Source organism: Mycobacterium sp. SMC-19 (assembly GCF_045310815.1).
In the GTDB taxonomy this organism is placed as follows: Bacteria; Actinomycetota; Actinomycetes; order Mycobacteriales; family Mycobacteriaceae; genus Mycobacterium.
Window position 1 is genome coordinate 209,197 of the sequence record NZ_JBJIAM010000008.1, and the last position, 15,599, is coordinate 224,795.

At 73.8% G+C, this 15,599-nt stretch carries 1 protein-coding gene; it reads left to right on the top strand.

Going from position 1 to position 15,599, the window contains the following annotated elements; all coding sequences use genetic code 11:
- The first annotated feature begins 557 nt into the window (after nucleotides 1-557).
- A complete protein-coding gene (locus tag ACJH5R_RS18210; RefSeq protein ID WP_406782531.1) occupies nucleotides 558-15,578 on the top strand; it encodes a beta strand repeat-containing protein in 15,021 nt (5,006 codons plus the stop codon).
- Nucleotides 15,579-15,599: the final 21 nt, after the last annotated feature.

Consider the following 15,599-nt stretch of genomic DNA (forward strand, 5'->3'; position numbering starts at 1 on the left):
CTGGAGGGTAATCGGGATAGCGGCATTCGTAGTTGATTGCGAAGTCCCGATCTCACCCCTAGAAACCCTGCGGCGAGGTTCTATAGCGAGGGCCGTCGGCCTCAATTGCGCCGTCTGAGCCGGGGTCGCACCGGCGCGCCGCCGTGACGGCGCCGGCGCCAGCGCGCCAAGGAGGCGTTCTCCAAATCGTGCGTGCCGGGCCGCTGATGCGACGTGGCTGCCGGTGACCTGCACCGGGTGGCCCAGGGGGGCCTGGTCGGTGGCGGCGGGCCCCAGTCTGCAGCTGTCAGCAAACGCGTGGAACGCCCGATCTGTTTGCTGAGAACCTGTACCCCGTTGTTTAGCTGTTAGTTACCTGTGAGCAGTGAAAGTGACAACACTAGTTGTAAGTCTCCTTACGGAGGCCAACTAACCGTAATCAGGGGTAACAAGCGCCAACGCAGTACTACCGTCTGTCATAGTGTACCGGGGTTGACTGGGCGAGAATCGCTGTTAACCTAACTCCCCAAACGAGATAGCTGTGTCTGCGTTGTGCGTCAGTTAAGGGGAGTGACGTCATGGCTCGTCATCGTCAGGGTGGATTTAAGGTTCGTCGCAACCGTGTCTTTGGTGCCGGGACCGCGGTCGGCGCGTTTCTCGCCTTTGGGCTGGGGCCGTGGGCGGGGGCGCCGGTGGCGCACGCCGATTTTGACGACGTGTGGGTGGATCTGTTCGGCGCCGATCTGGGGAACGCCGTCGCCGATCTGGGTGCCAACTGGGGCGACCAGGCCGCCTGGGCGGTCGTTTTCGATCCGGGGAGTTGGACGCCGTTCTTCGATGGCCTCGGTGAGCCGGCCATGTGGGACGCGATCCTGGCGGATCTGAATCTGGCCGGTATCGGGGCCGCCTCGCTTGATCTTCCGGGTGCCTCGGACGCGTCGTTCAATTGGGGCGAAATCAATTGGCTGATGCCATTCGGTGATGGAGCGGACGGCACGGCCGCTAACCCTGACGGTGGCGCCGGTGGCTGGATCTATGGCAATGGTGGCGCGGGCTGGGATGCCGATGGCACCGGCGCCAGCGACGACGGTGGCAACGGTGGCCAGGGTGGTCTGTTCGGCGGCGACGGCGGTGCCGGTGGAGACGGTACCGAGGGCGGCGACGGTGGCGATGGAGGCGCCGCGGGTCTGTTCGCCTGGTTCAGCAACGGTGGCGCCGGCGGTAACGGCGGCGACGCGGTCACCGCCGGTGGCGTCGGCGGTACGGGTGGCATCGGTGGCGACGCCGCCCTGTGGGCGATTTTCAGCACGGCCGGCATCGGCGGCCAGGGCGGCGACGGCTTGGCTGGTGCCGCGGGTCTGGCGGGCAGCTTCGCCAACGGCGGAGACGGCAATGGTGGCAACGGCGGCAATGGCGGTGCCGGTGGAAACGGTGGTGCCGGTGGCCGGGGTTCGTACTGGTTCGGCGCTGGTGGAAAGGGCGGCGCGGCCGGTGACGGCGGCAAGGGTGGTGTCGGCGGGTCCGGTGCGGACGGGGCCGACGGCACCAGTCTCGTCGTCGACGGGACGAGCGGTGGCAATGGTGGTCTAGGTGGCAATGGTGGTGCCGCCGGTACTGCCGGTGCCGGCGGTGCGGGCGGCTGGTTCATCCCTAACGCCGGTGCGGGTGCCGCGGGTACGCAGGGCGTCGGTGGTGTCGGCGGCAATGCAGGTGGCGGTGGCGACGGCCACGACGGTGCCGATGGTGCGGAGGGGACTGCCGGCCATGTGGATGGCTACGCCGGTGAGGCCGGCGGACACGGTGGCAACGCCGGGCTGGCCGGCGCCGGTGGTCAAGGTAACGGTGGGCAGGCCGACAGCGGTGCGGCCGCTTCCGCGGGTAAGGGCGGCAGCGGTGGCGTCGGAGGTAAGGGCTATGACGCGGCGTCGGACGCGACCGCGCTGGCCGGAACCGCTGGTGGCAATGGCGGTGCTGGTGGCGATGCGGGGCAGGGTGGCCTGCAGGCTGATGGCACGACGCACGCGGCGGCGGGTGCGGCCGGTGCTGGTGGTGCCGGTGGTGACGGCAAGGACGGCGCTGACGGGGCCGCGGGCACGGCGGTGGATCCCGACGGCAAGGCCGGCGGCGCCGGTGGCGCCGGCGGTAACGGTGGTCAGGGTGGCCTAGAAGTCGATGGCACCACGCACGCCGCACAGGGTGTCGGTGGTGACGGTGGCGCCGGCGGCAAGGGTGGTGCGGGCTATGACGCGCTGGCTGCCGGTGCGGGCGCGGGTGTTTCGGGCGGCAACGGTGGTGCCGGTGGCGATGGTGGCGCCGGCGGTACCGGTTCCACCGCGGGTGCGCACGGTGTTGGCGGCGTGGGCGGCAAGGGTGGCAGCGGCACCGACGGCGCGAACGGTGGTGCCGGGACGGACGGTACGGCGGCCGATCCCGACGGCGGGGCCGGTGGCAATGGTGGCAATGGCGGTAACGCCGGGGCCGGTGGCGCCGGTGGTAGTTCCGGTAATGGAAACCACGCCGCCAGTGGAGCCAGCGGTGTGGCGGGCAAGGGCGGTAACGGTGGCGTCGGTGGTGCCGGCTATGACGCCGCGTCCGACCTGGCGGCAGCCGCAGGCACCGCGGGCGGCAACGGTGGTGTCGGCGGTAACGCCGGCGTGGGCGGTCTTGAGGCCAACGGCAGCCGGGCCGCTGCTGGGACCGCCGGCGTCGGCGGCAACGGTGGTTCCGGTACTGATGGCCAAGCCGGTGCCGTGGGTACGCAGGCCAACCCGGACGGTGGGGTGGGTCAGGCCGGTGGCGCCGGCGGCAATGGCGGCCTGGGCGGCCTGGACGTCGACAACAGTCGCGCCGCCAGCGGTGATGGCGGCAATGGTGGTGCCGGTGGTAAGGGCGGCGCCGGTTATGAGGGCCTGGATGGTGCGACGGCGGGCGCGGCCGGTGAGAACGGCGGCAACGGCGGTGCGGGTGGAGCCGGCGGAGTCGGCGGAACCGGTACCAATGCGGGACTTCACGGGCTCGGTGGTGTGGGCGGCAACGGTGGCTCTGGTGGCGACGGCGCAACGGGCGGTAACGGTGCCGATGGCACGGCCACGCATGTGGATGGCACGGCGGGCCAGACCGGTGGTGCGGGCGGTAATGCGGGCAAGGGCGGTGCCGGCGGCGACAACGGCGATGGAACTCAGGCTGCCGGTGGCAGTGACGGTTCGGCCGGTGTCGGCGGCAAGGGCGGTTCCGGCGGCAAGGGCGTTGACGGAAGCGATGGTTCCAACACCGGCGTCGGACGTATCGATGGCACCAACGGCGGCGCCGGTGGTGCTGGTGGTGACGGTGGTCAGGGCGGTCTGCAGACCGACGGGACCCGTGCTGCCCAGGGCGATGGTGGTGGCGGTGGTGCCGGCGGCAAGGGTGGCAATGGTGGCAATGGCGTGGCCGGGGCCACGGCGGGCGCCACTGGTACCAACGGTGGTATCGGCGGCGACGGTGGTACCGGGGGCGTCGGTGGGCATGGCACCAATAACGGTGCGGCCGGTCTCGGCGGGGTCGGGGGCAACGGCGGCAACGGTGGTGCGGGTGCCGCGGGTGCGGCCGGCACCAACGGCACGGCCAGCCATGTGGATGGCACCGCCGGTGGTAACGGTGGCGCTGGTGGTAACGCGGGCAAGGCCGGCAGCGGTGGTCTCAGTGGTGCTGGTGTTCAGGCCGGCAACGGAACGGACGGCACGGCCGGTGTTGGTGGTGTCGGTGGTCAGGGCGGTGCGGGCTACGCCGGTGCGGACAGTCACACCGCGGGCGTGGCCGGAGGCAATGGTGGTGCCGGCGGCGCCGGTGGTAACGGCGGTCAGGGCGGCCTGAAGGCAGATGGCAGCACCCGTGTCGCTGACGGTGCCGGCGGTGCCGGCGGTGCCGGCGGCCAGGGTGGTGCCGGCTACGACGCGGTTGCCGAGGTTGCCGCACCGGGCACCTCGGGCACCAACGGCGGTGTTGGTGGCGACGGCGGCGCTGGCGGCAGTGGTTCCACCGTGGGTGCGCACGGTGTCGGTGGCGTCGGCGGTAATGGTGGTTCGGGTACCAATGGCGCCGATGGCGCAGTCGGAACCACAGGTACTGCTGAGGATCGCACCGGTGGTGCCGGTGGCAATGGTGGCGATGGCGGTAACGCCGGCGCCGGTGGCGCCGGTGGCGACTCCGGTGGCGGCAACCACGCCACGTCGGGCACGAATGGTTCGGCGGGCACGGGCGGCTCCGGTGGCGCCGGTGGCACTGGCTACGACGCGGCCACCGATGGCAGTGCTGCAGCGGGCACCTCCGGTGGCAATGGTGGTGTCGGCGGTAACGCGGGGCATGGCGGTGTCGAGGTCGGGGGCGGACACGCCGCGGACGGCACGGCCGGTGTGGGCGGCAACGGCGGCGACGGCAAGGACGGCGCCGACGGTGCGGCCGGTACCGCACCCAACATTGACGGCACCGCCGGTGGCGCAGGCGGCGCGGGCGGTAACGGTGGCCAGGGTGGTCTGGAAGCTGATGGCTCCACCCATGCCGCGCAGGGTGATGGTGGCGATGGTGGGGCCGGCGGCAAGGGTGGTGCCGGCTACGACGCGGTGGCTGCGGGCGCGGGCGCGGGCGTCTCCGGCAGCAACGGTGGCGCAGGTGGTGATGGTGGCGTCGGCGGTACGGGTGCCAACCCGGGTGCCCACGGTGTCGGTGGCGTCGGCGGTAATGGTGGTTCGGGTACCAATGGCGCCGATGGCGCAGTCGGAACCACAGGTACTGCTGAGGATCGCACCGGTGGTGCCGGTGGCAATGGTGGCGATGGCGGTAACGCCGGCGCCGGTGGCGCCGGTGGCGACTCCGGTGGCGGCAACCACGCCACGTCGGGCACGAATGGTTCGGCGGGCACGGGCGGCTCCGGTGGCGCCGGTGGCACTGGCTACGACGCGGCCACCGATGGCAGTGCTGCAGCGGGCACCTCCGGTGGCAATGGTGGTGTCGGCGGTAACGCGGGGCATGGCGGTGTCGAGGTCGGGGGCGGACACGCCGCGGACGGCACGGCCGGTGTGGGCGGCAATGGTGGCGACGGTGCGGTCGGGGCCGCGGGTAACGCGGGCACTCAGGCCGACCCGGACGGCACGGCCGGCGGTAAGGGTGGCGCCGGCGGTAACGGCGGCGTGGGCGGTCTCGAAGCCGATGGCACCACCCACGCCACGCAGGGCGACGGCGGTAATGGTGGCGCCGGTGGTGAGGGCGGCGCCGGGTATGTCGGTGCCAGTGGCGCCAACGCCGGTGACTCCGGCCAAAACGGCGGCTCGGGCGGCGCTGGTGGCGATGGCGGAGCTGGTGGAACGGGGAATGTCGGCGGCGCGGGTGGTGCGGGTGGCAACGCCGGCAATGGCGGTAGCGGTGGCGACGGGGTCACCGGTGCCGTCGGCACGTTCGCCAACGGTGGCAGCGGAAGTGGTCAGGCGGGCGGATCCGGCGGCAGCGGTGGATCCGGCGGCAATGGTGGCAAGGGCGGCGTGGGCGGTACGTCGACCGGTGGCGGCGCGAACGGTGCCACCGGTGTCGGTGGTGACGCCGGCGACGGAGGCAACGCGGGCACGGCCGGTGACGGCGGTAAGGGCGCGGACGGTACCGCGACCCATGTCGATGGCGGTACTGGCGGCAAGGGCGGCGAGGTCGGCGCGGCGGGTCACGCGGGTACAGCGGGAACGGGTTCCACCAATGGCGGGGCCGGAACGGATGGCACCGAGATCACCGGCATCGCCGGCAGCGGCGGCAACGGTGGTGACGGCTTCAACGGCGTCAACGCCGGTGACCGCGGCGGCAACGGCGGTGCTGGTGGTGACGGCGGCAGTCGCGGCTCCGGCGGCAGTGGCGGTAGCGGTGGCGACGGTGTGCTCGGCGCCAACGGGGAGAGCATCGGCAACGTCAACGATCCTGCGCAGCATCTTCCGGCCACGGACGCCGGTCGTGCTGGCGGTGCCGGCCAGGCCGGTGGCGCAGGCGGTAACGGCGGCGCCGGTGGTGCCAGCGGTGCGCTGGCCGGCAACGCCGGTAGCGGCGGCAAGGGTGGGGCCGGTGCCGACGGTGGTGACGGTGGCGACGGCGGTTGGGGTGCTGACCACGCGGTCGGCGCGCTGTATCCGACGGCGAACATCAACGGCGGCCAGGGCGGCCTCGGCGGCGACGGCGGAGCCGGAGGCAACGGTGGCGCCGCTGGTGCGTTGAACAACGGCAGTGGCAATGCCGGTGGCCAGGGTGATGCCGGTAAAGCCGGTAACGGTGGCGACGGCGGTGACGGTGGCCGCGGTGGCACCGGAGGTGACCAGGGTGGCGCGGACGGTGTCGGCGGGGTCGGCGGCGCTGCCGGCGACGGCGGAAACGGTGGTGCAGGTGGTTCTGGCCTGACCGCCACCGATGGTGGCAACGCCGGCAACGGTGGTGTCGGTGGGCACGGCGGCCACGGTGGCTCGGGTAACTACCCCGCAGGCACCGACGGCATGTCCGGCGGTGCGGCCGGTGTCGGTGGCAACGGTGGTACCGGTGGAGAGGGTGGTATCGGCACGAACGCCACCAACGGTGGTGCCGGCGGCAGCGGAGGCACCGGCGGTGAGGGCGGCACGGGCGGTGTCGCCAAGTGGAACTCGGGCGGCAATGGTGGCGCGGGCACCGACGGTGGCGACGGTGGTAATGCCGGCGCCGGAGGGGCCGGCCACAACGGCGGCACGGATGGCACCGACGGCACCGGCGGTACGGGTGGCGAGGGCGGCCGGGGCGGTCAAGGCGCCCCGAACAGCGGCCATGACGTGGACGGCAACGGCCTGGCCGGCGGTAACGGTGGCCAAGCCGGCGATGGCGGTGCCGGTGGTCAGGGCATCAACGGCGTTGGTGGCGGCGACGGTGGTCGGGGCGGTCAGGGCGGTTTCGCCGGTGCGGGTGCCAGCGGCCTCAACCAAGCCGCCGGTAGCGGCCTGGACGGCGGTAACGGTGGGGCGGGCGGCAACGGTGGTGACGGCGGTCAGGGCGGTGCCGGCACCGACGGCGGCGCCAACGGCGGTCAAGGCCCGGGTGGTTGGGGCGGTCAGGGCGGTCAGGGCGGCAACGGCGGCACTGCTGCCGCGGGCAGCGGACTAATCGGCGGTAGCGGCGGCAAGGGCGGCGCGGGTGGTAACGCCGGTGCCGGCACCAACGACTACGCCACGATCGACGACTATCACCCCGGCCAGGGCGGTAACGGTGGAGCGGGCGGCAACGGCGCCACCGGGGTGTCCGGTGTCTCTGGCGTCAACCCCGGCGACAGCGGCACGTCCGGTGGTGCCGGCGGCAATGCCGGCGCCGGTGGCAACGGCGGTGACGGTGTCATCGGTGGCAAGGGCGGAAACGCCGGCACTGCCGGTGCCGGCGGCAGCGGAGGAGCGGGTGTCAGCGCCACGGCCGGTAGCGGTGGTGATGGCGGTGACGGCGGCAACGCCGGTGCTGGTGGCGCGGGGGCCGCTGGTGGCGCCGGCGGTAGTGGCAGCGGCACGAACGGCGACGGCGGCGCCGGCAGCAGCGGTGGCAACGCCGGTACGGCCGGAAGCGCCGGCAACGGAGCCGGTGGCGGTGGCGGTACCAACGCCGGCAGCGGCGGTAAGGGCGGTGACGGTGCCGACGGCGGACTCGCCGGCCTGGGCGGCGCGGCAGGCACCGGAGCCGGCAGTGTTGGCAACGACGGCAGCGATGGTGTGGCGGGAACCGACAGCGTCGGCGCCAACGGTGGCGTCGGCGGCGATGGGTCCGGCCTCATCGGTGCCACCACGACCGCGCAGAACGGCGGTCAGGGCGGCGAAGGTGGCGCCGGTGGCTCGCACGCCAACGGTGGTAACGGCGGTGCCGGCGGCAAGGGCGCGACCGGTGTGGCGGGAATCGGTGGCGCTACCGCAGGCGCTTCGGCGACCACCGCGGGCGGTACCGGTGGCAATGGTGGTGCCGGTGGTACCGGTGGCGCCGGTGGCGCGATCTCCGGAGTCAGCGGCAATGGTGGCCAGGGCGGCGAAGGTGGCACCGGCGGCAGCGGTGGTGCCGGTGCCGATGGTGCGGCGGGCACCGACAACTCCGGCAACACCGGTGTGGCCGGCGGTAATGGCGGCAATGGCGGCAACGCCACCGACGGCGGCAACGGTGGCGTAGGCGGGACCGGCGGTGCGGCCGGTGCGGCCGGCGGCGGCGGAAGCGGCCAGCACGGTGCAGGCGGCCAGGGCGGCGACGGCGGTATCGGCGGAACCGGCGGCATCGGTGGCAATGGCGGCGATGGCGGTAACGGAGACGCCGGCGTGGGCGCGGCCGCGGGTAAGGGCGGCGACGGCGGTAATGGTGGTGCGGTCGGTAAGGGCGGTGTCGGCGGTGCCGGTGGCGACAACGGTGACGGCACGAATGCCGCGGCAGGTGACCACGGTGCAGTCGGTCTCGGAGGTGACGGCGGTAAGGGCGGCGACGGCGGCGATGGTGTCGGCCAGCTCGGTGACGGGACCGGCCAGGCCGGTGCAGCAGGCGGCAACGGCGGCAACGCCTACGTCGGCACCTACGACCACGCATTGGGCGCGGGCAACGGTGGCGCCGGCGGTAAGGGCGGTGCGGGTGCGGTCGGGGCGGACAACGCCAGCGGCGATGGCTTCACCGGTGGCGCCGGTGGCGCCGGCGGTAACGGCGGCCAGGGCGGAGTCCAGAACGGCCACGGTGGCGACACCACCGGTCAAGGCGGAGCCGGTGGTCAGGGTGGTAGCGGTGGCGAAGGTGGTGCGGCGACCGGTCCCACCGGAAACGGCGGTACCGGTGGCGCCGGCGGTAAGGGCGGGACCGGCGGCTGGGCCGGAGCGAACAACAACACCGGCCACACCTACAACGGCTACGACTACACGCTGGCCGGTGGTACGGCCGGCGACGGCGGTGACGGTGGTCAGGGCGGCGGCGGTGGCGCGTCCAACGCCGGTACCGGTGGTACGGGCGGTGCGGGCGGCCTTGCCGGTGACGGTGGCCGCGGCGGCTGGGGCTCGGACCTCGGCGCCGATGGTGGCGCCGGTGGCGTCGGCGGCAACGGCGGTGGTGGTGGTCTCGGCGGTGACGGCGTCATCGGTGGCACCGGTGGTGCCGCCGGCGACGGTGGTGTCGGCGGCCACGGCGGCCATGGCGGCTACGGCCAGGGCACCACTCCCGGAGATGCCGGAGCGGCCGGTGCCGGCGGTAACGGTGGCACCGGTGGTGTCGGTGGTCACGGTGCCGACAGCACCAGCGGCGGCAGTGGTGGTGCGGGCGGCAGCGGTGGTGTCGGCGGCGAAGGCGGCACAGGCGGTGGAGCCGCCGCCGGCAGCGGCATGGACGGCGGTGCCGCGACCGACGGTGGCACCGGCGGCAACGCCGGGGCTGGCGGGGCCGGGGTAGATGGCGGCTCGGACGGGGTCAACGGCCACGGTGGCGACGGCGGCCTGGGTGGCCGCGGCGGTCAGAGCGGCAGTGGAGCCAGCGGTACCGCCGCGCACCTCGACGGCGGCGACGCCGGCAACGGCGGTGCGGGCGGTAACGGTGGAGCCGGTGGCCAGGGCATCGGTGGCGTCGGCGGCGGTAATGGCGGTCGCGGCGGCCAGGGTGGCCAAGCCCTTGGCGGTGGTAGCGGCGCCAATGCCACGGCCGGCAGTGGTCTCGACGGTGGCAATGGCGGTGCCGGTGGCGACGGTGGCGCCGGCGGTCAGGGCGGTGCCGGCACCGACGGTGGCCAGAACGGCGGACAGGGCACCGGCGGCTGGGCCGGCAGTGGCGGCGCGGGCGGTAAGGGCGCCGACGGCTCGGCCACCGCTGCTGCGGGCAATGGCGGCAAGGGCGGTGCGGGCGGCGACGGCGGCCTCGGTACCAACCTCGGCGCGACCCCCGACGACTACCACCCGGGTCAATCCGGTAACGGCGGGGCCGGTGGCGCCGGCGGCAACCAGAGCGGTAGCAGCAGTGCCGCCGGCAACGGTGGCGACGGCGGTGCCGGCGGTACCGCCACCGGCGGCATCGCGGGTAACGGCGGTGGAGGTGGCGTCGGTGGTACCGGCACCACAGCTGCCGGTGGTAACGGCGGCAATGGTGGAGCCGGCGGCGCCGCCACATGGGGCACCACCGGTGCTCCCTCCGGCGCGAACGGCGTAGCCGGCGGTAACGGTGGTGTCGGTGGTGCCGGTGGCAACGGCAACGGCGGTGGTGCCGGCGGTAGCGGCGGCAGCGGCGGTCACGGCAGCGACGGTGGCAACGGCGTCGACGCAACCACCGCGGGTGCGGCGGGCAGCAGTGGCGGCAACGCCGGCGCCGGCGGCGCCGGTGGCGGCGGCGGCAAGGGCGGTACCGGCCTGACGGGCAGCGCCGGCGGCAAGGGCGGCAACGGTGGTACCGGCGGCGACGCGGGCACGGCCGGCAGTGGCGGTGCCGGCGCGGACGGCGGCACTGGCCTGCTCGCGGGCAACGGCGGAAACGGCGGTAACGGCGCCAACGGCGGCGCCGCAGGTGCCGCGGGCGCCGGCGGCACCGGTGGCACCACCGGCAGTAACGGGACGGCCGGCACGGCGGGCACGAGCAGTGCCGGCGGCAACGGCGGCCAGGGTGGCGATGGCATAGGCATGAGCGGCTCGACCCCGCAGTCCGGTGGTACCGGCGGCAACGGCGGTAACGGTGGCGTGGGTGCCCAGGGTGGCGCAGGCGGCGCCGGTGGTTCCGGTGCCTCGGTCGGCACCGGCGCGGTCGGCGGCGACGGCGGCAGCGGCGGCGCGGGTTGGCTCGGTAGCGGCATCGGCTACGGCGGTGGCGGTGGCGGTGGCGGTGGCGGTGCCCACGTCGGCGGCAGCGGATCTTCCAGCGGCGTCACCGCGACCGGTGGTAACGGCGGCGACGGTGGCGACGGCACCGCGACCGCACCCGGTGCGGCCGGTCTGACCGGTGCCGTGGCCGACGCGATCATCAACGGCAACGTCACGAACCTGACGATCCAGGCCGGCAACTCGACGGACGAGTTCGCCGGTGGCAGCGCGACGGTGACCATCGACTCCAGCAGCACGATCACCGACAGCTCGGTGACCGGTGGCAATGCCGGTACCGGCGGGGCCGGTGGCGCTGCCTCGCTGACTTCGACGAACGGCGGCAGCATCTCCGACGGGCACGCCAAGGGCGGCGACGGCAGCGACAGCGCGGCCGGCGGCGCCGCGGGCATCACCGCCGACGGCGTGAACAGTTCCGTCACCAACAGCTCCGCGACCGGTGGCAACGCCGGGACGGGCGACGGCAACGGCGGCGCCGGTGGTGTGGGTGGTGCGGCAGCGGTGGGCGCCACCAACGGCGGCAGCGTGGATGGCGGCACCGCCAACGGTGGTACCGGCGGTGACGGCAGCAATGGCGGCACGGGTGGCGGCGGCGGGCTCGGCACCGTCACCGCGGACGGTGCCGGCAGTGCGGCCACCGGCACCGCGACCGGCGGCGACGGCGGCGCCGGCAAAGCCGGCGGTACCGGCGGCGACGGCAACACCGGCTACATCTCGGCCACCGACGGCGGCAAGGTCATCGACGACCCGGCTGTGGGCGCGCCCGCCACCACCGCCACCGGCGGGTCCGGCGGCACCGGCGACAACGGTGGGACCGGCGGCAAGGGTGGCCTGGGCGGTGTCGAGGCGCACCAGGACGGCACCTCCTATGGGCAGGCGAGCGGTGGCACCGGCGGCACCGGGACCGATGCCACCAGCCAAGGCGGCAAGGGTGGCAACGGTGGTATCGATGCCGGCGAGGCGCACAGCGGTCTGGGCGGGCCCGGCGGTACCGCGCATGGCACCGCGATCGGCGGCAACGGCGGCAACGCGACCGGTGGCGGCACCGGCGGCAACGGCAGCTACGGCAGCATCAACGCCGGCGGCACCGGCGCGGAGGCCAGTGGCACCGGCCACGGCGGTAACGGCGGCCAAGGCCTCAACGGAGGCACCGGCGGCAACGGCCAGAACGGCCAGGTGGCGGCGCTCGGCGATGGGACGTACGCCAGCGGGACCGGCCAGGCCGGCAACGGCGGTGACGGCGACGGTGCGAGCAGCAAGGGCGGCGACGGCGGTCTGGGTTGGGTCCGCGCGCTGGCCCAGGACAGCACCATCACCAATGGCAGCTCCACCGGCGGTGACGGTGGTGCGGGCAGCGCCGGTAAGGCCGGCGGCGCGGGCGGTCAGGCGTATGTCCAGACCAACGCCACGGGCGACACGATCACCAACGGCACCGCGGCCGGCGGCAAGGGCGGTGGCAGCGCCAACGGGGTCGACGGCGGCCAGGGCGGCCGGGCGCAGGTCTTTGCCGGTGACCCGAACACCGTGACATCCGGCGGCGACACCATCACCAACAGCGGAGCCACCGGCGGGGACGGCGCAGCCGGCCACAATGGCGGAACCGCACTGCTGCAGGCCACCAACGGCGCCAGCATCTCGGGCAGCCAGGCCACCGGGCAAGACAGCAACGCCACCGCCAACGGCGGGTCGGCCACGGTCACCGCCGACGACGGCGTCAGCACGATCACAGACAGCTCGGCGGCCGGCGGCAAGGCCGGGGTCGGCGACGCCAACGGCGGCACCGGTGGCAATGCCGGCAACGCCAGCGTCACCGCCACGGCCGGCGGCGTCATCACCGACGGCCACGCCATCGGTGGCGACGGCGGCGCCGGCACCAACAGCGGCGCCGGCGGCATCGGCGGCATGGGCAGGGTCACCGCCGACGGCGCCGGAAGCACCGCCGGCGGTGACGCCAGCGGCGGTAACGGCGGCACCGGAGACGGCGCCGGCAGCATCGGCGGTGCGGGTTCTGATTCCGACGTCGAAGCCGCCAACGGCGGCAGTGTGAGTGCGGCTTCGGCAACGGGTGGCGACGGCGGCAACGCGTTTGCGGGTGGCACCGCGGGCGCCGGTGGCTACTCGGCCGTCACCGCCGGCGTGGAAGGTGGCACCGGAGGCAGCGCTTCCGGTGATGGCCACGGCGGCAACGGCGGCAACGCGACCGGTGGCGGCAGCATCGGCGGAAAGGGCGGCAGCGGCAATATTCAGGGCGGCTTTGTCCGCACCGGAATCGGCGGCAACGACGGCTCGGCCAGCGGAACCGCGAACGGCGGCAATGGCGGTCAGGGCACCGGCGGCGGCAAGGGCGGCGACGGCGGAATCGGAAGCGTTGTCGCCGGCGGAACGGGTGCGGTAGCCAGCGGCAGCGGCATCGGCGGTAATGGTGGCGCCGGTTTGGCGGGTGGCACCGGCGGTAGCGGCAGCAGTGGCCAGGTGGGAGCGTTTGCCGCTGGGGCGCACGCGAGTGGTACCGGGCAGAGCGGCAATGGCGGTGACGCCACTGGTGCGGGCAGTGTCGGTGGTGCCGGCACCATCGGCAACATCCAGGCCTTCGGCATTAACAGCGACGCGAGCGGGACCGCTACCGGCGGTGATGGTGGTGCGGCCAGTGCAGGCGGCCACGGCGGAACCGGCGGCCAGGGCCGGATCGTCGCGAACGGCACCGACAGTCAGGCCACCGACGGCATCGCCACTGGCGGCGCCGGTGGCTCCGGGCTTGACGGCACTAACGCCGCCCAGGGCCTCGGTGGTCAGGCGTACATCTTTGCTGGGACCTTCGGTGACCCCAACAGCGGCGGCAACATCTCCGGCAGCACCGCCATCGGCGGCACGGCTGGTGCCTACACCGCCAGCGCCGGTAATGCCGAGATCACCGTCACCGGTAGCGGCAGTGTCACCGATGGACATGTGTCCGGCGGTGACGGTGGCGCCAACGGAGCGGTCGGCACCAACGGCGGTGTCGGCGGCAAAGGCGGGGGCGGTGCTAGCGCGATCCTGACTGTCGGTGACGGCACCAACTACTCCGGCGTCACCCTCAACGGCGGTGACGGCGGCGCCGGCGGTGCCGGCGGAAACGCCGCCAACGGCGGGGCCGGTGGCAATGGCGCCTCCGCCACCATCAGCGGCGGCAGCACGTCGAGCGGCACCGTCACCGGCGGCAACGGTGGTACCGGTGGCGACGCCGGTGGCGGCCACAACGGCGGCAAGGGCGGCGACGGCGGTGCTGCCAGCATCTCCACCAGCACCGGTGGCACCGTCTCCTCCGCGAGCAGCGCGACCGGCGGCAACGGCGGTGACGGTGGTGCGGGTTCGGCCACCGGCGCCGGCGGCAATGGTGGCGGCGGCGGGACGGCGACGATGTCCGCGCTCGACAACGGTGCCATCGACGGCGGCCATGTGGTCGGCGGTGATGGCATCGACGGTGGACTCAACGGCGCCAACGGTGACGCGGGCGCCAACAACTCGCTGATCGTCAGCGGAGCCGGCAGCAGCATCACCGACACCACCATCACCAGCGGGCTGAACACTGCCAACTTCGCCGGCGGCGCGGCCACCGCGACCGTCAACGACGGCGGGGTCATCTCCGGCAGCACCGTCACCGGCGGCAATGCCAGCGACACCGCGGCCGGCGGTGCGGCCACCCTGAGCGCCACCGGCGCGGGCAGCCTGATCTCCGGGAGTCACGCGACTGGTGGCAACGCTGGGGCCACCGACGGCTCTGTCGGTGCTACGGCTGGTGATGGGGGAGCGGCCGGCATCACGGCGACCGACGGGGCGCAGATCACCGACACCACTGTCAAGGGTGGCGAGGGTGGTTATGGCCAGGACGGCGGCTCGGGTGGCGACGGCGGCGTCGCTGTGGCCGGAGCGACCGGGGCCGGCAGCACCATCACCGGGGAGGCGTACGGCGGCGCCGGCGGGCTTGGCAATGCCGGGATTGGCGGTGACGGCGGGAAGGGCGAGCTGCTCGTCGACGTCGCCGGCGGCTCGGTTGGTGGGGGCGGCAACACCGCCACCGCGATCGGCGGTGATGGCGGCGCCGGAAACTACGGAGGCCACGGCGGTACGGGCTCATGGGGTGAGCTCGAGTCCAACGGCCCGGGAGGCAACTCCTACGGCACATCCACCGGTGGTTCCGGAGGTGAGGCCACCGGGAACGGCAGCGTCGGCGGTAACGGTGGCAGCTCCGACATCCAGAGCTCCAAGACCACCTTCTTCTTCGGGAACCCGACCGCCGGTGGCAATGGCGGGACGGCCAGCGGCACGTCGACGGGCGGTGACGGTGGCGCCGCCTACAACAACGGCTTCGGCGGCAATGGCGGCAAGGCCAGCATCGCCGCAGGTGGGACCGACGCCGTCGCCAGCGGCACCGCGAACGGCGGCACCGGCGGCGTCGGCAACGGCGGCCAGGGCGGCAACGCAGGATCCGGCCGGGTCAACGCACTGGGCGAGAACAGCAGTGCCACCGGCAGCACGGGCACCGGCGGCGACGGCGGCACCGGTGCCAACGGCGGCACCGGCGGCGCCGGAGCCGATGGCAATGTCGCGGCGGGCCTCGACAGCACCGGCACCCCGGCCGACCACCCGTCGGCGAATAACGCCACGGGCACCGGCGGTAATGGTGGCACCGGCACGGGTGCCACTGGCGGCAACGGTACCGAGGGCGACGTCTACGCGGTCAACAGCCAGAACGCGGACGGGCAGACCGCTACTGGCAACAACGGCGCGAACAACCCGTAGGGGGAGGGGCGCGCTACTGGT

Coding starts and splice junctions, on each gene's coding strand:
- ACJH5R_RS18210 (WP_406782531.1), top strand. CDS start 558: ATGGCTCGTCATCGTCAGGGTGGATTTAAGGTTCGTCGCAACCGTGTC.